Source organism: Niallia alba, assembly GCF_012933555.1.
GTDB lineage: Bacteria > Bacillota > Bacilli > Bacillales > Cytobacillaceae > Niallia > Niallia alba.
In genome coordinates, this window is sequence record NZ_JABBPK010000001.1 from 4,206,301 (window position 1) to 4,228,603 (window position 22,303).

Genomic DNA, 22,303 nt, shown 5'->3' on the forward strand with positions numbered 1-22,303 from the left:
TAAATTCACCTCGTATAGATCTTTTTTTGATTAGGAGATAGACAGATATTATCCTAATTATTATGAATTAATTGCTCTTATCCATCTCTCTTCATACTTTTGATAATTAAAACGTTCATTTACTTCTAGTGCGTTCTTGGACAATTGATTTCTAGTATCGTCATCAGACAAAATCTTTACTACTTTTTCAGCTAACTTCTTTTTATTTCTACATGGTACTAAAAACCCATCTATTCCATCTCGAATAATATCACTTGGTCCATATTTACAATTATACGAAACAACCGGAGTTCCTACCGCCATGCTTTCTGTAATAACCATTCCAAAACCTTCATAATCAGATGTCAAAATAGAACAGGATGCGGACTGATAAACTGCAGATGCTGCATTCGTAAACTCTTGTAACATTATATTTTTCTTTAAATTCAATTCTTCTATTAACGCTTCTAACTTTACTTTTTGGGGACCAAATCCATAAATATGCAATTGAGCATCTGGTATCTTTTTTACAACATATTTGAATGCTTTAATTGCTTCATCAATTCTCTTCTGAGATTCAAATCTTGCTAAATAGACTACTAATTTTGGATTATATTTCTCCACTGTAGCAACCTTCATTTCAGGCACAGCATGGGGAATCACATCAAATGTAGGGAGATTCCCCACTAATGTTCCAATGTCTTTCTTTTGATCATTCGTTAAAAAAATGACCTTATCATATTCATGAATTCTATTGAGAAAGGATTTCCATGTTTGCTTAGTATCCGCTCTAGTATTGTATGGCCAGGAATAATGATTGTTATGTAGAACAGCAACTCTTTTTATATTCTCTACCTTTAAATCAAGAACGAGACCATCAGAAAAACGTGAATCAGAGAAAGCAACCGGATTCTCAATATCTTCTAACTTTTCCTGCACCCAAAAAGTAAATAATTTATATAGTGATTTAAATTCGTGGCAAGTTGGTTCATACAAGAGAGAACGTCCTTCTTTTTTAGTATAGTCATCTATCCAAACAGTCATATAGCACTTCCCATTTTTAGCATAATAACTTTTTAGTCTTGGACTATTATTTATTGGGTCCATGAATTGTGAGCACACCAAATAGCCATTTTTATCATACTCATCTCTGCGAGTTCGATTCCGACTTTCACTCATATAATCAACAAATACTAACCTTCCCTCTTTATCGAATCTTTTATATTTTATATAAACACCATTTTTATAGTAACGATAAGAAGGCAATTCATTTCCCTTATCAATAAACTCATATAAGCCCTCTTCTTTGATTATATTGTTTTTAGGTTCTTTTATATCTACTTTATTATCGCCTACCTTTTTTGATAAATCATGGAAACAATTAAACACCTGTACACGCTTATCTAATCGACCTGTACTATATAATTCCTGTAGAATATCTTCAAAATCTGGTTGGAAGCTTAAAGTAAGAATATAAACTTGATTATAGTATTTTATTAATGTATTCGCTCTTGTAAGAATCGCTTTAGTGAGTCCACCTCTTACTATATTTAGTGATTTAAATATAAATACTGGAGTATAATTTACTTCCATTACTTTCTCCCTTTCTTTCGCTATATTTACTATTTCATTGTTGACTGAAACATACGTAGATAAACATACAGAAAATCTATTGTTCTAATAAGTTAGTCAAGTCTTCTAGATAGAATGGATTAAATAACTTGGTCAGTGATATTTAGACTTAGTATGCAACTAGATATAAATTTTTTTAATCAAAGGTGTGTAACAAGTAGCCCCTTCAATATTTTTGTAATTTTCATAATATTCTATCTCACTAACGAGAAAAATGTAGGTATTACTCAGAAACACTATCTGCTTGAATATCGTAACAATAGTCAAAAGGGACAGTTAATTTCCATAGGAATAGAAGAATTTAAATTAAGCTGATAAAACTCATTTAGAAGAAACAAAAGCATGATCTTCCTTATAGAATTTATATAGTGGTTATCTATAATATCCAAAGATACCAGTTAAACGTACAAACCTAATTTAGTTTTCCATAAAAAGGGGTACAACAATGTTTAAAAATTTTATCATCAATACTACTTATGTAATTTAGAGTTAGTTGTAGATATAATTTAAAATAACAAAAAAAGCTAGATGTGATTGAGGTCTCCAAAAAATCGTTAAGGTTTCCTATACACATCTAGCTAATATATTATTTAACTTTCAAACCCTTTTTCTCTAAAAGCTTGCTTTTCCTCAGGGGACATTTTATTATATGTCTTTAAAAACTCCTCATAAGAGGATAAAACCTCATTTATACTTCCAATCATCTTAACTTGTCCATGCTCAATCCAGATTCCTTTTTGACAAAATTGCTTCATCTGTCCAATAGAATGACTTACAAAGAACATCGTCTTACCACGCTCTTTAAACTCTTCCATTTTCGCTAAACATTTATCTGCAAACGCCTTGTCTCCTACTGACAATGCCTCATCTATAATAAGAACATCAGGATCTGTATGAACAGAAATACCAAACCCAAGTCTTGATTTCATTCCACTTGAATATGATTTTACTGGCTGATCAATAAATTTTCCTAATTCGGAGAACTCAATAATCTTTGGTTCAAGCACTTTTATCTGGTCTTTAGTAAAGCCAAGCATCAAACACTTTAGCTCAATATTTTCACGACCCGTTAATTCATTATTGACACCCGCTGCTACAGCTATAAGAGATGCTTGTCCGTCAATTAAAACCTCACCAGATGTAGGCGGAACAATTCCTGCAATAATATTAGATAAAGTAGATTTACCGGATCCATTTACTCCAACAAATCCTATAACATCGCCATGGTCTGCTTCAAAACTAACGTTTCTTAAAGCATAAAATGGTTCTCCATAATCTTTAGGAAAAAATACATCCTTTAGTTTTTCCGATTTATTATTATATAACTTATATCTTTTTGTTAAATTTTTCACTACAACAGATTTTTCCATCTAACCACTTCCAATTATAAAAAGTCAATAAAGTGTCTTCTGAAACGCACATGCATATAAGATCCTATAGTCAATAATAGGAAAACTACAGCCCAAAAGTATATCGTTATAGCTGGATGTTCTATAATAAACCAACCTTGTCCTAATAGGGCATATCGATATCCTTCTATTAAATAATAGACTGGATTTAATTTCATGATAAATTTAAATGTATCACCTAAATTATGCACTGGCCACAATATAGGAGTTACATACAACAGAACTCTCATTAGGGATTGTAACAGCATTTGAAAGTCACGAACTATAGTAGCTATAGTCGATGTAATAAGTGATAATGAAAATAAAAAGATAATGGCTGCAAATAAGAAGTACGGTAACTGAATATAATATATAGATATTGGATAACCAATAAATTGAAAAATTATAATAACAGCAACCATTAATAAGAGCTGCGGATATAATAAGGACAGCATGACATAAGACGGAATGGCACTTAACGGAAAATTCATTCTTGAGACCATTCGTAACCTAGTGTATATAGATTTAGATCCTTGCGTTATAGCTGGATAAATGAAAAACCACAGCACAATCCCAGCTAGCATCCATATAAAAAAAGGTATCTCTTGTCCATTTGCACCATCAACAGTTGGTCTTTTTTGAACATATCCAAAAACAAACCAATAGATTGCAATTTGAATACCAGGATTGATAAACTCCCATAATATCCCCAAATAATTATTCCTATTTGAACTCTTAAGTTCATACATAGACAATCTTCTTATTAAATGAAAATTATCTATTTGCTCTTTTATAACATTGATAATAGAACTCATTTTTATTATGCCCTTCCTAAAACAAACCTAATTGTATTTATTTTTTTATCATTATTTTTATTTAAAGTTATTATTATCCTATAAGTAAGTGATTCTTCCTTTTTATCTCATCTCTTTATGATTCAGTTTATGTATATTCCCTCCCTTAGCTTTTAAAGTAATAGCCTACATATTTTATCATATATCTTCATTTTCTTCTAATATTCTTCCCAAATTTAATTCACTTTTTACGCTAATTCGAAACATTAAATTCTTTATACAGGAAATTATAAAAGAATAAAGTATAATTTTTTTTAGTAGATTATTCTTTTATAATAAAAACAACCATGAACTTTCGCTCTCAACCCAGGAATGAAAATAGTTTTCCTTCCCCATAATGTAGATACCACAAACAGTGAGCATATAACGTGTCTTTTAATGGTGGTTTTACCCTGTAATAAAAACTGTTGGAATAAATTTGGTGTACAACCCATTGTTAGCTCTCTATTTTTAGAGATGACTACGTACAGAAAAATGTCTAATTTCAAATTTATTCCACTGTTTGTGGAATAATCTTATTGAAGGTGGATGAAGTGGAAACATTATACAAACGTTGTGCTGGCTTGGATGTTCATTCAGAAACAATTGTAGCTTGCGTATTGTTGGGCGATTCAGAAGCAGATATGGAAAAAGAGACGGAGACTTTTCCAACTTTAACGAAGGATTTATTTCGTCTTCTTAAATGGCTAGAAGAAAAAGGGGTTACTCACATTGCCATGGAAAGTACGGGAGTGTATTGGAAACCAGTTTACAATATCTTAGAAGATTTTTTTGATATTACATTGGCTAATGCCCAAAGGATTAAAAACGTTCCAGGTAGGAAGACAGATGTTTCGGATGCAGAATGGATTGCCAAACTATTAAGACATGGGCTAATAGAGAAAAGTTTTGTCCCTCCAGAAGACTTTCGTAACCTACGAGATTTAACTCGACTCAGAAAGAAATGGATTGGCCATATGACATCTGAGAAGAACCGAATTCAGAAAGTATTAGAGACTTCCAATATCAAACTAAGCACCGTTATTTCAGATGTATTTGGTGTATCAGGAAGGAAATTATTAGAACAACTTATGACTGAAGGTTATATAGATCAAGAAGAGGTGGAGAAAAAGATACATGGAAGAATGGCTCATAAAAAGCAATTAATTGCAGATTCATTATTTGGTACATTAAATGACCATCAACTTTTTCTAATCAAACAATCTTGGATGCACATTATTTATCTTGAAGAACTAATATCTGATATTGAGAAAAGAATCGATAAGACCTTACTAAATTATCAGGAAGAAGTTCAGCTTCTAATCACGATGCCGGGTATTAAGAAAGATACAGCCGCAATTATTATTGCAGAAATAGGTGTAGACATGGAGCAATTTCCTACTTCTAAACATCTGGCTGCATGGGCAGGGCTGTCACCTGGAAATTATGAAAGTGCAGGAAAAAGGAAAAGCACACGAACATTAAGAGGAAATCCACATATTAAATCTGCATTGTGCGAGGCTGCATGGGCTGTTTCTAGGAGTCGAAATAAAAGATTAGGAATTAAATATTGGTCGTTAGCTGCACGAAGAGGAAAGAAAAAAGCACTCGTTGCCATCGGACATCGAATGCTTACTATTGTCTATCACATGCTTCAAAACAAAGAACCCTACCACGAGTTAACTTCCAATTAGCATCATAGACAAAAAATAGAAAAGTTATACGAGAAACCGTAAAATATGGTAGCTCTGCTTTCCTATTGCCAAATTTCAATTAATTATAGCTTTAACAAAAATGATCTAGTTTAAACCATTATTTATTTTCACAGAAAAAAGAAAATCTTTTTATACTTATAAGATAAATTGCTATACTATACAAAGACCAATGTTAAAAGAGGAGTATATTAAAAATGGCCATAAAAAATTTTTTCAATAAAATATTTACATTAATTGAGCTTATTAGATTACCTTATATTAAACGAGCAACAGATAGAGAATTTAAAATGATTAATTCATATACTGACTATTTTAAAAAGAAAGCTATACTACATAACACTATATTATACCAGTCTCATAATGGAATGGGGATGTCCGATAGTCCTTTAGCTATTTTTAAGGAACTTATTTCCCATCCAAGCTACAAGGGTTATAAACATATATGGGTCGTAAATGATATAAATAATCCCACGATTAATCAATATAGTTCTATGTCTAATGTTAAATTTGTTAAACTTCATAGTGATGAGTATTTAATGTATCTTGCTTCTGCAAAATACTTAATTAATAACCATTCATTTCCAAGCTACTTTCAAAAAAGAGAAGAGCAAATTTATGTGAATACATGGCATAATACACCTTCCTTATATGATGAAAGCTCTAACTATGGGAGAGTTTATGCAAATACTCAAAGAAATTTCTTACAAGTAGACTACCTACTTACAGATAGTTTGCAAAACGCAAAAAATTTGATGGGTTCATATGATTTAGATGGTATATTCAAAGGGAAAATTTTAGCAGAAGGCTACCCGAGAATTGATTTGGTTTTGAATTCAAATAGTCAATTGGTTAAGAAACAGTTATCAAATTGCACCACCTATAAGAGCAATCAGAAATTAATCATTTATTCTACAACATGGAAAAATGAGTACTTCAGTAAACAAAATGATGATATAAAACTAACAGATTTCCTTGCACAACTAAAGCTGAATATTCCTACAGGATTTCAACTTTTACTAAATATTGAGGGACTTCCTCCTGCTACTATAAATGAAAATTTAAAGGATCTCATAATTCCTTCCTATATGGACATAAATGAAATATTATCTATTACAGACTTTCTTATTTCAGATAATATGCATATTATAAATGACTTTGCTTTTACAAATCGTCCAATAATATTTTTTACTAACGAAGAAGTTGATTCTTTTGAAATTCCAGTTAAAATTTGTACAGATTTAACTGCTGTTACTAAAGCCATGAGAAACATGTCTAATACCTTAACTTCTGACATAAAATATGGAAGTGAAACGAGTAAGATAACACCAAAAATTATAGATTCCGTTTTAAACAACAATTCTTCATGGAAAATCTATAGTATAGCAAATGAAAAAACCAATTTAATTTTCTATTGTGGAGGTTTTTTAAATAACGGTATTACCACTTCTGCCATTAACCTTATAAACAATATTGATTACGATAGGTTTAATGTGATTGTAGTGGACAATATAAGAACAGACAAAGCATCCATTGAGAACTTCAAAAAAATTAATCATAACGCAACAAAGTTAATTAGAGTTGGCGCTATGAATATTTCTGTAAGCGAATGGTATATCCATCATTACATCACTAAAAAAGGATTAATTAATAACCGATTAGAAAAATATCTTCCTTTTAACTTATATAAAAGAGAGGCTCAAAGGCTTTTCGGTAATATAGATTATGATGTGGCCATAGATTTTAGTGGATATGTTCCATTTTGGTCATTTATATTTGCTTTCGGGGGATTCAAAAAGAAAGCAATATACCAACATAACGATATGCATGCTGAATACTATAAGAAAATCAACAATAAATTTAAACATAAACAAAAGATGAATCTAATTTTTCCTATCTATAAATATTTCGACAAAATAATTGCTGTTTCCAAAAATACAAGAGATGAAAATATTAAAAATCTTTCTAAATATATGGAAGAGACCAAAGCAGTTTATGTTCATAACTGTATAGATTCAGAAAAAATTAAGCAACAGATCAAAGTAAATGAAGAAATGGTTTTGGAGGAGACTACCTTTTTACTCTCTAGCAAGGACATTTCTGATGGAAATTTGCAAATTAAAGGTATAAAAAAACCAACTAAGAATAAAATTAACTTTGTTACTATGGGAAGACTTTCTCCTGAAAAAGATCATGAAAAATTATTAAGGGCATTTAAAGAATTTTATACGAAAAAGAAAGATAGTATGTTATATATTATTGGCGAAGGAGTTCTTGAGACACAATTAAAAGAATTGACTTATAATTTAGGATTACAAAAAAATGTAATCTTTACAGGCCAATTAACAAATCCGTATTCTCTAATTAGCCAATGTGATTGTTTTATTCTTTCGTCTAATCATGAAGGACAGCCTATGGTGCTATTAGAAAATCTTATTATTGGCATGCCTATAATAGCTACAGATATACCTGGAAATAGAAGTATTTTGCAAGAAGATTATGGATTAATTGTTGAAAATAGTGTAAATGGATTAGTTCAAGGTATGGAACAATATTTGAATAATAATCTACCAAGATTTAATATGTTTAACTATACGTCTTATAATAAAGAAGCATTAGATAAATTTTATAAAGAAATTCTTTAAACAGAAAAAAGAATCTCCAACTTTTACACTAGTAGGAGATTCTTTTTTCTATCATTATAAATTCGCTAACATGTCAATCCATTTTTGTGATATTTCTTTTTCATTATATCTTTGGACAACTTCTGGACCATTTTCAGACATTCTTTGATACAATTTTTTATTTTTTAATAATTCAATTACAGCTTTTGCAGTAGCATCTATGTCATATTTTTCTGTTATAATGCCATCTACTCCATTTCTAACTACTTCGTTTGGGCCATACCTTGTATTATAAGATACAATTGGAGTTCCACAAGCTAAAGCTTCGTTGATAACTAGTGGAGATCCCTCATATAAAGAGGTCATTAACATAACAGAAGCTTTCTGTAATTCTGCTATTGGATTATCGGTAAAACCCTTGAGCTGGATATTATTTTCTAGATTCAATTCTTTAATTTGATTTTCTAACTCTTTTTCTAGCGCACCATATCCGTATATGTGGTACTTTACATTAGGAATTTTTTTTGCAACCTTTTTTATAACTTGTATAGCATCTTTTAAATTTTTTTGTCGATGATATCTTGCTAAAGAAATGACTAAATTCTCTTCCCTCGTTGTGTGAAATATCTCCACTTTATTTTGAAAATGTGGTATAACTACCATTTTATTTTCATGACCAAACACCTTACTTATATCTTTATATTGTTCATTAGTAAGCACTACTAATTTATCTATACTGTTAATATTTTGAAATAGCGGTTCACAAGTTGGTTCCAATTTCGTAATATCATCATATGGAGTTTTAAGATGCACGTTATGCAAAATAAAAATTTTCTTTAAATTTTCATGCTTTATATTCATAAATGGAAGAACAAATTCTCTTTTATCTATAAAAAGCACAGGATTACTAAACATATTTACTATTCCTTGTAACCAACCTGCTAATAATTCTAATTCATTTTGGTATTCTTGACCATTAATATGATAAAAGAAATTAGTTTCTTTTCCTGTATTTATATCAACTTTTGTAGATAGCACTGATGTTCCATCAGGTGAATAATAACAATTAAAAGCTGGTTTATTTTTTAATTTATCCATATGTATTACTTTTCTAGTATTTCCATTAGAATCAAAAATTTCTTTTCTAACCCTTGTCCACGGCACCTCAAAATGATCAACAAATTCAATGTTATTCTCTCTGTATAACTCATACATTACATAATGACCAGACTTATTAAAACATCTATAAACATTAGGGTTATTTTTATCCTGATATCTCATGTTTTCATCCAAAAATCTTGCTTCTTTTGAGTTATTAATATAAGTTTGATTATTTATAAATTGATCCGTTGATTCAAACAAGTTGAAAATTTTTACTTTTTGATCTATATTTCCGTTACTCTTATGATACTCTACTAGTTCGTTAAAATTGGGATGATAATTAAAAGTACAAATTATTACCTCATTATATTCTTTTATAAGCGCGTTCACACGATGGTATATTGCCTTAGTTACTCCTCCATTTTTTTTAAATATATTTCCCATTACCATTATAGGAGTTAGATTACTATTTTTCATAAAACAACTCATCCTTATTCTTATTTTAACCTTTTTAACCCTTTATAACTTTTACTAACCATATATATTTTGGGAAGATGTTGAATAAAGGACATCTTCCCTATATTGTAAATAATTAAACCTGAATATAACTATAAAACATTTCCATAGCAGACTTATTATATTCTACGTAGTCAAACTTCTTAAATGTTGGTTTTACTTCTCTCATTTTTTTTAAGCCTTGCACTAAACCTTCTATACTATTCTCCACTAATTCTCCATAGCCATTCTCTAGAACACTTCTATTCCCTGGTATATCTGTTGCAACAATAGGTTTATTTAAGATTAAACATTCCAACAGTACCATAGGCTGTCCTTCATGGTTAGAAGATAAGACGAAACAATCGCAATCTTGTATTAAGGGGAATGGATTATCTAATTGTCCCACCAGATGAATTTGATCATTTAACCCAAAAGACTTAATAGTTGATCTTATCTCCTCTTCTAATTCTCCCGTACCAATAATATATAACTCTGTATCCTTATACTCTTTATGGAATTCTGCGAATGCCTTAATCAATTTAATTTGATCTTTCTCTGGAGACATGCGACCCATGGTTACAAAGTTAAATTTAGATGTATCAGGTACTTTTATTGCATTACCATCTAGGATTTGATTTATGTCCCCATTTTTTTCAATATAATATTCTTTGTTATTCACTTGCACTTTTTCCACTGAGGCAATGGCGTTAAGGACATATTGATAATTAATAGAGTTATGAACATAAACCATTTTTTGATCACTATTGACCACTAGATGAGATAAACCTGCTTTATTCTTATTTCTTGTATGCTTAGATACCGCAATAACATGATCATACTTATTATAAAGCGGAAAAATAACACTTAGATTTTCCTTATGTTTATATTCATTATCTACAATTTTATCATATTCCTCCATCATATCATTATGTTGGAAAATAGCTTTTTTGGAAATATCATTCGCTGCAAAAAGAATACTCCAAAATTTAACATAACCGCTAAAGTCAATTGCTATATCTATATCAACTGTCCCAAACATGCGTTTGAATTCTCTTTTGTACATAGTAATAATATCTTCTTCTAGATAATTCATTGGACCTTTTTTATAAAATTGTTCAGCTGCATAAGCAAATAATTGATTTTGACTTTCTAGCTCATTCAATGAGACATTCATACTTCCAACTCTATATAATTTCTTCACATGATTATTTAACTTCATGAAGTTTTTTGAACTTTCTTCATCAAATTCTGATTTGTCCGCTACAATAACATTGTATCTCTCGTAATCAATATTATTCATCAGATTGACAGCAGAAGTAGTGACTCCATTATTTAAGAAACCTCCACAATACATAACAATTGTTTTTTTATCATTTTTTACCGAATAAGTATGTTGCTTATTCTCGAAAAATACTGTATCAATTACTCTTTGTGTGCTAGCACCGTCTTCTAAATATAAAAATTCATTTATACATTTGTCCAACTTTTCATTGAATACGTCCTGATAATTTGATGCATTTTTAATCTCTTTTATCACACTTTCAATGGTAGAACAGATAGCCCCCGGCATATCATCTAAGTTTAAATAAAAACCTCTATCACGTTCGTATTCTTCTCGATCATAGGCATAAAAGATAACCGGTTTTTTTGTTGCTAAAAAGTCAAAGAAAATACTTGAATAGTCCGTAACAAGAATATCTACATCACTAAATAACTCATTACTATCAATTTTATCCGGAACTACATCGAAATCTAATTTGTTTTGCTTTATATATTTCTGCATTAACGTATGAACTTTTAATAAAATGACATATTCTTTCCCTAGTACTGACTTAAGCTTTCTCATGTCTCTTATTATCTTATTGATTTCACCAGAAACATTCCCAACTTCGCCCCTCCATGTTGGGGCATAAAGAATCACTTTTTTATCTGTTTTAATATTTAATTTATTAGCAAGTACATTGTTATCTTCTTTCACCAAGTCAATCCGTGGGTAACCTGATTCAATTATCTGTCCATTATATATTCCCCTTAAATCATGAGAATCAATAATTTTGTCGATGGTAAATTTATTAGGTGAAACTAAGTAATCTGTATGTAGAAAATTTCTCATGAGATTCTTATGCTGACCTAATGATCCTTCCATATCTTTACCTAATGTTTTTAATGGCGTACCATGCCATGTATTAACATAAATTTGCCCTTCTTTTTTTATAAAGTAAGGAGGAAAAGATGTATTATTAATTAAATATTTACAAGAAGCTAAGTATTGGAGATATTCCTCTGAGTTTACTCTAACAAATTCCACATTTGGCAAATTGAGATACTCTTTAGGGCAATCGTTTAAGTTATTTAGTGCCCAAACATGATGAAAATCAGAGAACCTCGGATCCTTAATTAGTGTTTTGAAAATTGCATAAGGATTACAAGTCATATTTTTCCCGTGGAAACTTTCATAAAAAATAGTATTATCTCTGACTTCCAAAATCTCATAATAATTTGTATAATCAACTACTTGACTAAAACTCTTATTTGTAAAATACATTTTCTCAGTGTTAGTTGAAATATCTCTATTCTTTCTAACAATTAATTCTTTCTTTTCAATCATTTCTTTCTTAATTAAAGTATTAAATTTAGTCTTTTTTCTAGATCTTCCATTTGGGTCTGTTACATTAATTTCATAACCAGTTATTTTTTCCACTGTTTTCCTAGCTAATCTTAGTGGTTTTAAGATATTTTTCTTCAAGTTTATTTCCCCTTATACGGTGATATTAATTTTAACTTTTACCTTACGTTTCTTTTTTATTCTATAGAAAATAATTCATTAAGAATAAATCATATTTAATATTCAACCATTATTATAATGTTTTTATATACTTAATTCTACCGTTTAGGCAAGATAGATTAATTCCCCATAATAAAAAGGGGAACGCTCCTATTTCCCCTAAAAGTAACAGTTAAATATTATTTTGCTCTCCTACAAGTTTTTGCGTTAGCTGAATTAAATAATCCTTTAAGGGTTCACTAAGATCTTCACGCTTTAACGCAAATTCAATTGTAGTTTGAATAAAACCTAATTGTTCTCCAACATCATAGCGATTGCCCTCAAATTGATAAGCAAATACTCTTTGGATTTGATTTAATTTCTCAATTGCATCCGTCAACTGTATCTCTCCACCTGCTCCTATCTCCTGCGTTTCAAGAAAACGGAATATCTGAGGTGTGAAAATATACCTTCCTATAATCGCTAAATTCGAAGGAGAGGTACCTTGCTTAGGTTTTTCAACAAATCTACTAACTTGATATCTTCTACCAACCTGGCTTGCAGGGTCAATAATTCCATAGCGATGAGTTTCTGATTCTGGAACACTTTGAACACCAATTACCGAAGATAACGTCTCATCGTATTGTTCGATTAATTGCCCTAAACATGGCTTTTTACTATCAACAATATCATCACCTAAAAGAACCGCGAATGGTTCATTTCCAATAAAATTTCTAGCACACCATACAGCATGTCCTAGACCTTTGGGTTGTTTTTGTCGTATATAATGGATATCTACATTTGCCGATTCCTTTACTTTCGCAAGTAGCTCGAACTTTTCCTTTGCAACTAGATTTTCTTCTAATTCCAACGAATTATCAAAATGGTCTTCTATCGCCCTTTTACCTTTTCCTGTTACAATAATGATATCCTCAATTCCCGAGGCAACAGCTTCCTCTACAATATATTGAATAGTTGGTTTATCTACAATAGGCAACATTTCTTTTGGCATCGCTTTAGTTGCTGGTAAGAATCTAGTTCCAAGTCCGGCAGCTGGTATTATGGCTTTTTTCACTCTACTCATTCATTAGCCTCCTTAAGAAAAATAATAATATATTTTATTATTTTTACCTCTTTTTGTCCAACATAACTTCTATATATTATTTTTCCCCTATATTCTCAATAATATTTATTATCGCTTGTATAAATTCAACTTCTTATGATGCATATTAATAGAATAGCGATTAGATTTTGCATTAAGCAACTATTCAAATTAATTATACCTTTTATTGATTCTTTCTGGTATTCTTATATTAGTTATCAATTTTTGTCAAGATATGGAGGATTTAGAAGAATGGATACTAAAAGGCCCAAAAAAAAGAAGCGTAAATGGCTACGAATTACCCTAATAGTAGTATTATTACTATTAATAGGTGTTGGAATTTATATATATAGTGTTTGGAACTCTTTAAATAATGCTGTTGAAACTATGCAGCAACCAATTGAACGGGAAACTTCTAAACGAGATAAAACATTAAGTTTGAATAACAAAGAACCCTTTTCCATATTAATGCTTGGTGTTGATGAACGTGATGGAGATAAGGGACGTTCTGATACCATGATTGTGGTCACAGTTAATCCTGAAAAGAAATCAGCAAAATTATTAAGTATTCCTCGTGACACTCGTACAGAAATCATAGGGCATGGAACAACTGATAAAATCAATCATGCATATGCTTTTGGCGGTGTCGCCATGGCAATGGATACAGTTGAAAATTTCCTTGACATTCCTATTGATTACTATATGCAAATTAATATGGAAGGTTTTCAAGATATCGTTAATGCTGTAGGTGGAGTTACAGTAAATAATGACCTCGATTTCACCTATGAAGGAGTACATTTTAAAAAAGGAACCCTTACATTAAACGGAGAAGATGCATTAAAATTCTCACGAATGAGATACGACGACCCTAGAGGTGACTTCGGCAGACAACTTCGACAAAGAATGATTATTGAAGCTGTTGTGAAAAAAGGGGCTAGTTTAAATTCATTAACTAATTTTCATAATATCTTTGAGGCACTGGGTAAAAATATAAAGACAGACATCACTTTTGATGAAATGGTTGATATCCAAGCTAATTATAAAAGTGCTGCCAATAATATCGAACAATTAACTATCACTGGTACCGGGCAAACAATTAACAAAGTTTGGTATCTAATTGTAGATGCATCAGAAAAAACTAAAATCCAGAATACATTAAAAGAACATTTAAATATAAAGTAAATATAAAAAAGAGCGATATCAAACTTTAGGAGTTGATATCGCCTTTTAATACTTCTTTCCATACTCTTTCTGATGATTTTCCACATTCTAAATAGCAAAACCTTTTGTAGAAGTTTTCAAAATCAACACTTAAACCTTCTAATTCAGCAACCTTTATCGCACCAATCACTTCTTTCGTTGTTTTCACAAGAGGACCTGGAGCTTTTTTTTCAAAATCGAAATAGAACCCTCTGAGTTTATCGCGATATTCCTCGATATCATATACATAAAAGATCATTGGTTTTCTTAAGTTAGCATAATCAAAAAATACAGAAGAGTAATCTGTCACTAAGAAATCTGAGATCAGATAAAGTTCTCTAATATCTTCATAATTTGAAAAATCATATGCAAACCCCTCATATGGTGTTAAATCAAAATTTTCCGCTACAAGATAGTGCATTCTAAGTACTACGATGTATTCATCACCTAATTGCTCTCTCATTAAAGGCAAATCTAATTCTAAATTAAATTTATATTTGCCCCTTCCATAAAATTGATTATCTCTCCATGTTGGAGCATAAAGAATAATCTTTTTATCTGATGGTAATTTAAATTGAACCTTAAGTTCCTCTATTTTTTCATTCGAATTATCTCTATATAATACATCATTTCTTGGATAACCCGATTCAATCATTTTCTTTCTAAAATCGAACGCTCGCTCGAATATTTCAGAGGAATACGAATTGGGGGATATTAAATAATCCCACTTGGAAGACTCTTTAAGAAAATTCTCCTTATATTTAATTGTATCTGTTCCTGGCATATGTACCTCATCCATATCAGCTGCTAATTTTTTTAGAGGTGTTCCATGCCATGTTTGTATGTACTTAGTGTTTCTTGGTTTAGGTATCCATAATGGAAGCCTACTATTGCTAACCCAATAGTTAGCTCTCGCCATCACAAACATCCATTTAATAGAAAATCTCTTAACAACCTCTACATTCTTACCTTCGAAATTGTGTAGATATCTTTTGTCTACACTCCAATATAATTTATAATTAGGATAATTTTCTTTCATATATTCGTATAATGCGCGAGGATTGTCACTATACTGTTTTCCTAAAAAACTCTCAAAAATCACCGTATTTTTTTTTACTGGTAGCATACTTGTTAATTTAAACAATACTTTGTATATTCTTTTTAACATTTTTTTATTTTTCCACTTCTTTAATTTAATTTTAATTTGACTATTCCATTCTCTTCTTCGATTATACACATAAATTTTTGTAGATAAAAACTTTTTTGACTTTGTCTGTTTTACAATAATTTTCCTTTTAAGCCCTTTTATATAGATTAACGCTTCATGACTTATATCTTCAAAGGGAGAAACTTGAACTCGAGGACTATATTTTTCAATTATTTTTGTATCTTTTTCATAAGTTTCTTTTATGTAAAACCTAAAAAACTCTAAACCATCTGTCTGAATATATTTTGGCAAAAACATCTCACCACTATAATAATAAAGAGAATAGTCTTTTTGGAATTCTTTTGTATCCAATATTCTCAAAGGCATTTCTTCCATTAATTCACTATCGTGATTTGTAACTACTAAATATCTTTTAGGGTTAATTTCATTTTTTTGTTGAGTATTAATAACATAACCAGAAAAGGATAATAGACCTTCTCTATCTAGATGGACCTCACTCACTCTTGCAATTATACCATTTCGTATTGTTTTAAAAGATAAATTATATTTATTTGTTGTATATGGATAAACAGTCTTTCCTAAGGACTCATATATATATAACTTAAATTCTAATGGCTCATTCTTGCTTTTTAATCGATATTTTGATTCTGATTTTCCATTATTTATTATTATATATACATCCAGTACATCTATCTCACTGAAAAAAATTTTATTTTTTTCTAAGTCAATTTCTGCTTCCATTAATGCATGGGAATTTTTAATTTTTTTAGTTTTTACAGGAAACACTAATTTTTTTCCTTGATTATTTCTTTTATTAAGTTGTAGTAACAGTTTATTTCCATCTAGCAAATTGAGTTTTATATCAAATGATATTATCATCTCTGTTTCCATAACATTTAAGCTACTTAAAATTATATGAGGTAATTCCTTTTTCAAATTTCACATCTCCTAATTTATACTACACGTTATGTTTTTTATTATTACTATTGATAATATAGAGAATAAACTAGTCTTATTATGTAATACTAAAATTACATATTTATTCCGCCAAATTACAAATTATTTGTATTTACTTGTCAGTTTAAAGGAAGTGCTTTAATATATAAGAATGAAATAAATCCTAATACCATCTTTACCAAGTTTCCATCTTAATAAAATAAAAAAGAAAATAATATTTAGGCTCATACTTAAAATAATTTATTTAAATAGGAGGCAAACAATGAAGAAAGTAATTACTTATGGAACCTTCGACTTATTACACTGGGGCCATATTAATATCTTAAAGAGAGCTAAGGAATTAGGCGATCATTTAACAGTTGCCCTTTCCAGCGATGAATTTAATGCCATTAAAAATAAACAAGCATACCATACTTATGATAATCGAAAAATGATTTTAGAAGCAATTCGTTATGTTGATGAAGTAATTCCTGAGCATGATTGGGACCAAAAAATAAGAGATGTTGTAGATCATAACATTGATATTTTTGTTATGGGAGACGATTGGGAAGGAAAATTTGACTTCTTAAAGGATTACTGTGAAGTGGTTTATCTTCCAAGAACGGTTGGGATTTCCACAACAAAAATTAAAAAGGACTTATTTAAAGTAAATGGTTAGAGAGTTAGCCATTTACTTATACTTAAAACTATTTTCTTTTCTATTTGGAATTGCAAAACTATTTCCTTTACAGAAGAAAATAGTTTTTTGTGTGTCTTTTGTTGAAAATACTACTCATCTCTATGAGGAATTAAAGAAAAATTACCCAAACATCCAATGCATTTTATTAACAGATGATAAAACTCATCCTTTTTTTAAAGAACGGATTACAAGAGATACGGTTTTGCACTTCTCTCCAAAACATCCTTTATCTTTCCTTAAAGGAATATATTTTTTAGCAACATCTCAAGTGATTATATTAGATAATTATTATGGTTTCTTATCTTCTATCACATTCAAGAAAAGTGTAAAAAAATTACAGATTTGGCATGCGAATGGCGCAATTAAAACTTTTGGCTGGAAAGATTTAAGTGTCAAGGATCGTTCAAATAAAGCGAAAGAGAGATTCGCGGCTGTTTATAAACAGTTTGACTATATTCTTTCTGGTTCAGAAAAAATGTCTGCTATCTTTTGTGAAGCCTTCTCTGCTTCCTCCTGTCAAATACTACAAATGGGAATACCAAGAACAGATATTTTTTTTGATAAAGAACATATAGAGAAAGTGACAAGCTTCTTTTATAAAAAGTATACCAATCTAAAAAACAAGAAAATTATTCTCTATGCTCCAACTTTTCGAGAAAATGAAGCAGAATTATCTAATCAAATTCATTTAGACCTTTCCTATTTAAAAAATGCTTTAGCATCGGAGTACATCATTCTTGTTCGTCTTCATCCTAGCATTAATAATCAGATAGATTTTAGTGACTATAACGGCTTTGTTTATAATTTTTCTGATTACCCTATTTTGAATGATTTATTATTTATTACCGACATATTAATAACGGACTACTCCTCTATACCTTTTGAATTTTCATTTTTGCAAAAGCCAATGATTTTTTATCCTTATGATTTAGAAGAATACAGAAAGACTCGAGGTTTTTGGGTACCTTATCATGAACTTGTTCCTGGTCCCATTGCTTTTTCAACCGAAGATATCGTTGAAATCATTCACCATTCTTCTTTTCAATTAGAAAAAATTGCAGATTTTCATCAAGAATGGAATACGTATTCAGTTGGTAGTTCTAGTAAAAACGTAGTTCAAACTATAAATAACTGGTTAACAAAATAATATTTATAAAAAAGTGGTCTTTGCAATTTGCTAAAGGCCACTTTTTCACCTCCCGACATTTCTCGGGAAATACTTGTCAGCTTTTGTTGATAATTTTAGTGTTTTCAATGAAATTAAACGCGGTATATATATACTATAAGAAAAAATAGTAGAAAGGATGATAAATATGAAAATAAAAGCTGGAAGCTGGAGATTACTAAGTTCTCAAGATAAGCAATTTATTTTACAAACTGTTTGTTCCCTTTCTCAATATAAGGGAAAAGCACATGCTAATTAAGCCTCATATAGTTCAATTGGTAACCCATCAGGATCTGCAAAAAAGGAAAACTTTTTGGCTGTAATTGGATCAATCCGAATTTCTTCAACTGTAATATTGCTCGATTGTAAATATTGTACAGTTTCTTCTATGTTATTCACTTCAAATGCAATATGACGTAAGCCAGCAGCCTCAGGATAACTTGGTCTTTCCTTTGGATTAGGAAAAGAAAAAAGTTCAATTTGATAAATATCATTTACTAAAAGGTCTAGCTTATATGAGTCTCTTTCTTCTCTGTATACTTCGTTTAGTGGTTTAAAACCTAATAGATCAACATAAAATTGTTTAGAAACTTCGTAATTACTACAGATAATTGCTATATGATGAATACGATTTACATTAAACATTTTTTAGCTCCCTTTGTGTTAAATACGATTGCTGAGACAAGCTATCCAACCTAAAATAAGACCGGAGTGTTAGAAAAAAGCGAAGAAATTGTATTGATTCCTTCGCCTTCAGTATTATTTATTATGCCATTTCCAAGCACTTTCAATAATTGTCTCTAAGCCTCTTTCTGCTTTCCAGCCAAGTTCGCTGAATATTTTATCTGAAGAAGCAACTAATCTTGCTGGGTCTCCTGCTCTTCTATCACCAAGAATTACGTTCGCTTTTTCACCAGTAACCTTTTCACACATTTCAATTACTTGTTTTACAGAATAGCCCACCCCATTGCCAAGATTATAGGTTTCTGCTTTCTTTGTTCCATTTAATAGGGCGTCTAATGCAGCTATATGAGCATTTGCTAAATCTGTTACATGGATATAATCGCGAATACAAGTCCCATCTTCTGTTGGATAATCTGTACCAAAGACAGAGATAGACTCTCTTTCTCCCAATAATTGCTGTAAGATAATCGGAATTAAATGTGTTTCCGGATCATGATTTTCGCCGATTTCGCCTGATACATGAGCACCTGCGGCATTGAAATAACGTAATACTACATAATTAAGTCCATAAGCTGCATGAAAATCAGCTAAAATTTGTTCTACCATTAATTTTGATCTTCCATACGGATTAATAGGGGAAGTTTCTGATTTTTCTACAATTATTTCCTCCTTCGGAATTCCATATGTAGCCGCAGTAGATGAGAATATAAAGTTTTTAACATTATGTTTTAACATGACATTTAATAATGTTAATGTATTAGCAACATTATTCTCATAATACTTATACGGATCTTGAACAGATTCACCTACTAGACTAAAAGCAGCAAAATGCATGACTGCTTTAATTGGATACTTCGAAAAAATGGATTCTAAGTCCTCCACATTTCCTAAATCACCTTTTACGAAAACTGCACGAGAATCAACAGCTTCCTCATGTCCGGTAGCAAGATTATCTAGTACTACCACTTCTTCCTTTTCCACTAATTCTTTGACTAGATGGCTACCAATATAGCCAGCTCCACCTACTACTAAAATCATAAGAATAATTCTCCTTTAAATTACAATTTAAATTCTTTCCTATTTTATCACATCTTTTACATTTATTATTCTTATAAGAAGTTTAATATAATAACTTAAAAAGAAAAACCTATATTGATACCTTACTCTGTCAGATAAAAATTAAAATAATCTAGTCATTATATCACTTTTTCTCATATTAAAAACTACAAAAACTATTGTGATTGAGTCAAGTTTTTGTGGGAGTTTTTTTTGGATAGAAAAACTCCCCTCTTATTTAGTTATATTTCCCACCTAAATGAAAGCGTTATCTAAACAATTTAGTTTTGTTTTTGTTCATTTCCTTCATTTTTTAAAAACCTCGTAAGGCTTGTAAAGCATGGTATATCGGCTTTCCTTTTTGCCGATTTAAATATGATAAATTATTTCTTGTTAGCTCTCCGACTGAACTCTTTAACTTTTCCACATAATATTTTGGCTGAGAAACAGAAGCGGTTTGATCGTTAGGGTTAATTCGTCCTAAAATCGTCTTGATTTCTAATTCATCCTTCATACCAACCATAAAGTCAATAAATGCTTGTATTCCTTTATCGCACCAGCTGCGGCCGTTTTTAAGCCGTTTAGCGAATACACTCATCGTTCCTTCCGCACTTCCCATTGGACGATAGTGGCTTGTGTCTATGTCTTTTTCCTTCAACCATTCGCGATAATCTCCAAGGGCCTGAGGATATTTTGACAGCTGTTGTATGAACTCTTCTAACCGTTCTTCTTTCTTTTCGTTTTCAAGAGTACCAACTGCACTATTAAGTTCCACTAGGAATCCTTTCGCATCATATTGAGCCAGTTTCTTACGAATGACTCTATATCTCTTATGGCCTTTGAAAAGCGTTTTAACCTCACGAGCTACATGGAATCGGTCGATGACAAAGAATGCATTCTTATAGTGATCCTGACAAGCCGTAATCCACTGGGCTCCATCCCCATTAATTACGAGGTGATGTTCACTCGGATTGTAGTTGTAATTATCTATTAAGAACTGCTCAAATCCTTCCCAGAACGCTTCTTTACCTTTGTGGACATAGTGACGTTTTGCGATTAAGGATGTTCGTTTCCCGTTGACTATCCAGCCCTCATGTACGGAAGCAATCTTTTCTTCCCGCCCACGTCGTTTTCCACGTTGCCTTTTCACATATAGTCCGTCTACTTCTACAAAGAGCACTTTCCTCAATTGGTCGGTCGGCTTGACGAAAGTAACTTCTGTTTGTAGAAGGTGTTGACGAATAGTCTCATGGCTGATTACTTTGTAACCTAGAAGTTTCTCAATCATGGAGGAAGCATGACGATAGGATGTACCTTGAACTGCCATTTCCATTGCCATCGTTTCAACTAGGGGACTGAAACCTTTTGACCCCTCAAACTCTAAATAGTGATCAAGGAGATAAACGTATCCACCCTTTTCCCTGTCCCTATAGTAATTCCGATTGATGATAATAGAACCGAATGAAGTATCCATCTCTACGGCTCGCTTATCCTGAAGGTAAAATCTCTTTTTATCTCTATTTTCTGCAATCTGTTGATCCATTTCTTCGAGTTGCTTCGTGAGAACTTCACCAAATGTCTTTTGAAGCATAACAAATAAATCTTTTTCCAGTTCTTTTAATGTGGGTAATTGTATGGTATCTTTTTTCATAGGACTCCTCTTCCTTGTATTTGTGGTTTTCGCAGACTTTACTATACAAGAAGAGAGTCCTTTTTTCATTTGATTTTATTTTCCATCTACCGCACTTCCGTTTGGTGACC

The 22,303-nt window shown here is 30.9% G+C and carries 15 protein-coding genes; 5 read left to right on the plus strand and 10 right to left on the minus strand.

The window, feature by feature from the left end; genetic code table 11:
• Positions 1–60: 60 nt before the first annotated feature.
• The 3 genes from HHU08_RS20135 to HHU08_RS20145 form a co-directional block, all read right to left on the minus strand.
• Positions 61–1,572 (minus strand): glycosyltransferase, encoded by a 1,512-nt coding sequence (locus HHU08_RS20135; protein WP_016205204.1) that lies wholly within the window; start codon positions 1,570–1,572, stop codon positions 61–63.
• 629 nt (positions 1,573–2,201) lie between these two features.
• Complete coding sequence (gene tagH / locus HHU08_RS20140; RefSeq protein WP_016205205.1) at positions 2,202–2,981, minus strand: teichoic acids export ABC transporter ATP-binding subunit TagH; 780 nt, start codon at positions 2,979–2,981, stop codon at positions 2,202–2,204.
• Positions 2,982–2,995: 14 nt separating this feature from the next.
• Positions 2,996–3,814 (minus strand): ABC transporter permease, encoded by an 819-nt coding sequence (locus tag HHU08_RS20145; protein WP_016205206.1) that lies wholly within the window; start codon positions 3,812–3,814, stop codon positions 2,996–2,998.
• Between the two features lie 572 nt (positions 3,815–4,386).
• On the opposite strand from HHU08_RS20145, the gene HHU08_RS20150 reads away from it, so the two are divergent.
• Both HHU08_RS20150 and HHU08_RS20155 read left to right on the plus strand, forming a co-directional pair.
• On the plus strand, positions 4,387–5,526 hold the full coding sequence (locus HHU08_RS20150) for an IS110 family RNA-guided transposase (RefSeq protein ID WP_016204527.1): 1,140 nt from the start codon (positions 4,387–4,389) through the stop codon (positions 5,524–5,526).
• Between the two features lie 215 nt (positions 5,527–5,741).
• The gene (locus tag HHU08_RS20155; protein WP_016202183.1) at positions 5,742–8,189 is read left to right on the plus strand and encodes a glycosyltransferase; all 2,448 of its coding nucleotides are present in this window, start codon (positions 5,742–5,744) and stop codon (positions 8,187–8,189) included.
• Between the two features lie 54 nt (positions 8,190–8,243).
• Here the strand turns inward: HHU08_RS20155 and HHU08_RS20160 are convergent, their stop codons facing one another.
• The 3 genes from HHU08_RS20160 to galU all read right to left on the minus strand — a co-directional run bounded on the left by HHU08_RS20160 (position 8,244) and on the right by galU (position 13,615).
• Positions 8,244–9,746, minus strand: a complete 1,503-nt coding sequence (locus HHU08_RS20160) for a glycosyltransferase (protein ID WP_016202182.1) — start codon at positions 9,744–9,746, stop codon at positions 8,244–8,246.
• Between the two features lie 115 nt (positions 9,747–9,861).
• On the minus strand, positions 9,862–12,513 hold the full coding sequence (locus HHU08_RS20165) for a glycosyltransferase (protein WP_016202181.1): 2,652 nt from the start codon (positions 12,511–12,513) through the stop codon (positions 9,862–9,864).
• 211 nt (positions 12,514–12,724) lie between these two features.
• The gene (gene galU / locus HHU08_RS20170) at positions 12,725–13,615 is read right to left on the minus strand and encodes a UTP--glucose-1-phosphate uridylyltransferase GalU (protein WP_016202180.1); all 891 of its coding nucleotides are present in this window, start codon (positions 13,613–13,615) and stop codon (positions 12,725–12,727) included.
• 270 nt (positions 13,616–13,885) lie between these two features.
• On the opposite strand from galU, the gene tagU reads away from it, so the two are divergent.
• Positions 13,886–14,815 (plus strand): polyisoprenyl-teichoic acid--peptidoglycan teichoic acid transferase TagU, encoded by a 930-nt coding sequence (tagU, locus tag HHU08_RS20175; RefSeq protein WP_169189143.1) that lies wholly within the window; start codon positions 13,886–13,888, stop codon positions 14,813–14,815.
• Positions 14,816–14,840: 25 nt separating this feature from the next.
• Here tagU and HHU08_RS25775 read toward each other — a convergent pair whose 3' ends face one another.
• Positions 14,841–16,937, minus strand: a complete 2,097-nt coding sequence (locus tag HHU08_RS25775) for a CDP-glycerol glycerophosphotransferase family protein (RefSeq protein ID WP_016202178.1) — start codon at positions 16,935–16,937, stop codon at positions 14,841–14,843.
• Between the two features lie 283 nt (positions 16,938–17,220).
• On the opposite strand from HHU08_RS25775, the gene tagD reads away from it, so the two are divergent.
• Together tagD and HHU08_RS20190 are read left to right on the plus strand one after the other, a co-directional pair.
• Positions 17,221–17,616, plus strand: a complete 396-nt coding sequence (gene tagD, locus HHU08_RS20185) for a glycerol-3-phosphate cytidylyltransferase (protein WP_016202177.1) — start codon at positions 17,221–17,223, stop codon at positions 17,614–17,616.
• Positions 17,609–18,784 (plus strand): CDP-glycerol glycerophosphotransferase family protein, encoded by a 1,176-nt coding sequence (locus tag HHU08_RS20190; RefSeq protein ID WP_205835654.1) that lies wholly within the window; start codon positions 17,609–17,611, stop codon positions 18,782–18,784. The genes tagD and HHU08_RS20190 overlap by 8 nt, the downstream gene beginning before the upstream one ends.
• A gap of 273 nt (positions 18,785–19,057) precedes the next feature.
• Here HHU08_RS20190 and gloA2 read toward each other — a convergent pair whose 3' ends face one another.
• The 3 genes from gloA2 to HHU08_RS20205 all read right to left on the minus strand — a co-directional run bounded on the left by gloA2 (position 19,058) and on the right by HHU08_RS20205 (position 22,193).
• Positions 19,058–19,447 (minus strand): SMU1112c/YaeR family gloxylase I-like metalloprotein, encoded by a 390-nt coding sequence (gene gloA2 / locus HHU08_RS20195; RefSeq protein ID WP_169189145.1) that lies wholly within the window; start codon positions 19,445–19,447, stop codon positions 19,058–19,060.
• Positions 19,448–19,561: 114 nt separating this feature from the next.
• Entirely contained in the window at positions 19,562–20,524 is a 963-nt protein-coding gene (gene galE / locus HHU08_RS20200) for a UDP-glucose 4-epimerase GalE (protein WP_016202175.1), read from the minus strand.
• A gap of 331 nt (positions 20,525–20,855) precedes the next feature.
• On the minus strand, positions 20,856–22,193 hold the full coding sequence (locus HHU08_RS20205; RefSeq protein WP_169187606.1) for an ISLre2 family transposase: 1,338 nt from the start codon (positions 22,191–22,193) through the stop codon (positions 20,856–20,858).
• Positions 22,194–22,303: the final 110 nt, after the last annotated feature.

Excerpts from the sequence above, each read along its gene's own strand:
- HHU08_RS20135 (WP_016205204.1), bottom strand. The coding sequence starts at position 1,572 with ATGGAAGTAAATTATACTCCAGTATTTATATTTAAATCACTAAATATA.
- tagH (WP_016205205.1), bottom strand. The coding sequence starts at position 2,981 with ATGGAAAAATCTGTTGTAGTGAAAAATTTAACAAAAAGATATAAGTTA.
- HHU08_RS20145 (WP_016205206.1), bottom strand. The coding sequence starts at position 3,814 with ATGAGTTCTATTATCAATGTTATAAAAGAGCAAATAGATAATTTTCAT.
- HHU08_RS20155 (WP_016202183.1), top strand. The coding sequence starts at position 5,742 with ATGGCCATAAAAAATTTTTTCAATAAAATATTTACATTAATTGAGCTT.
- HHU08_RS20160 (WP_016202182.1), bottom strand. The coding sequence starts at position 9,746 with ATGAAAAATAGTAATCTAACTCCTATAATGGTAATGGGAAATATATTT.
- galU (WP_016202180.1), bottom strand. The coding sequence starts at position 13,615 with ATGAGTAGAGTGAAAAAAGCCATAATACCAGCTGCCGGACTTGGAACT.
- tagU (WP_169189143.1), top strand. The coding sequence starts at position 13,886 with ATGGATACTAAAAGGCCCAAAAAAAAGAAGCGTAAATGGCTACGAATT.
- tagD (WP_016202177.1), top strand. The coding sequence starts at position 17,221 with ATGAAGAAAGTAATTACTTATGGAACCTTCGACTTATTACACTGGGGC.
- HHU08_RS20190 (WP_205835654.1), top strand. The coding sequence starts at position 17,609 with ATGGTTAGAGAGTTAGCCATTTACTTATACTTAAAACTATTTTCTTTT.
- gloA2 (WP_169189145.1), bottom strand. The coding sequence starts at position 19,447 with ATGTTTAATGTAAATCGTATTCATCATATAGCAATTATCTGTAGTAAT.
- galE (WP_016202175.1), bottom strand. The coding sequence starts at position 20,524 with ATGATTTTAGTAGTAGGTGGAGCTGGCTATATTGGTAGCCATCTAGTC.
- HHU08_RS20205 (WP_169187606.1), bottom strand. The coding sequence starts at position 22,193 with ATGAAAAAAGATACCATACAATTACCCACATTAAAAGAACTGGAAAAA.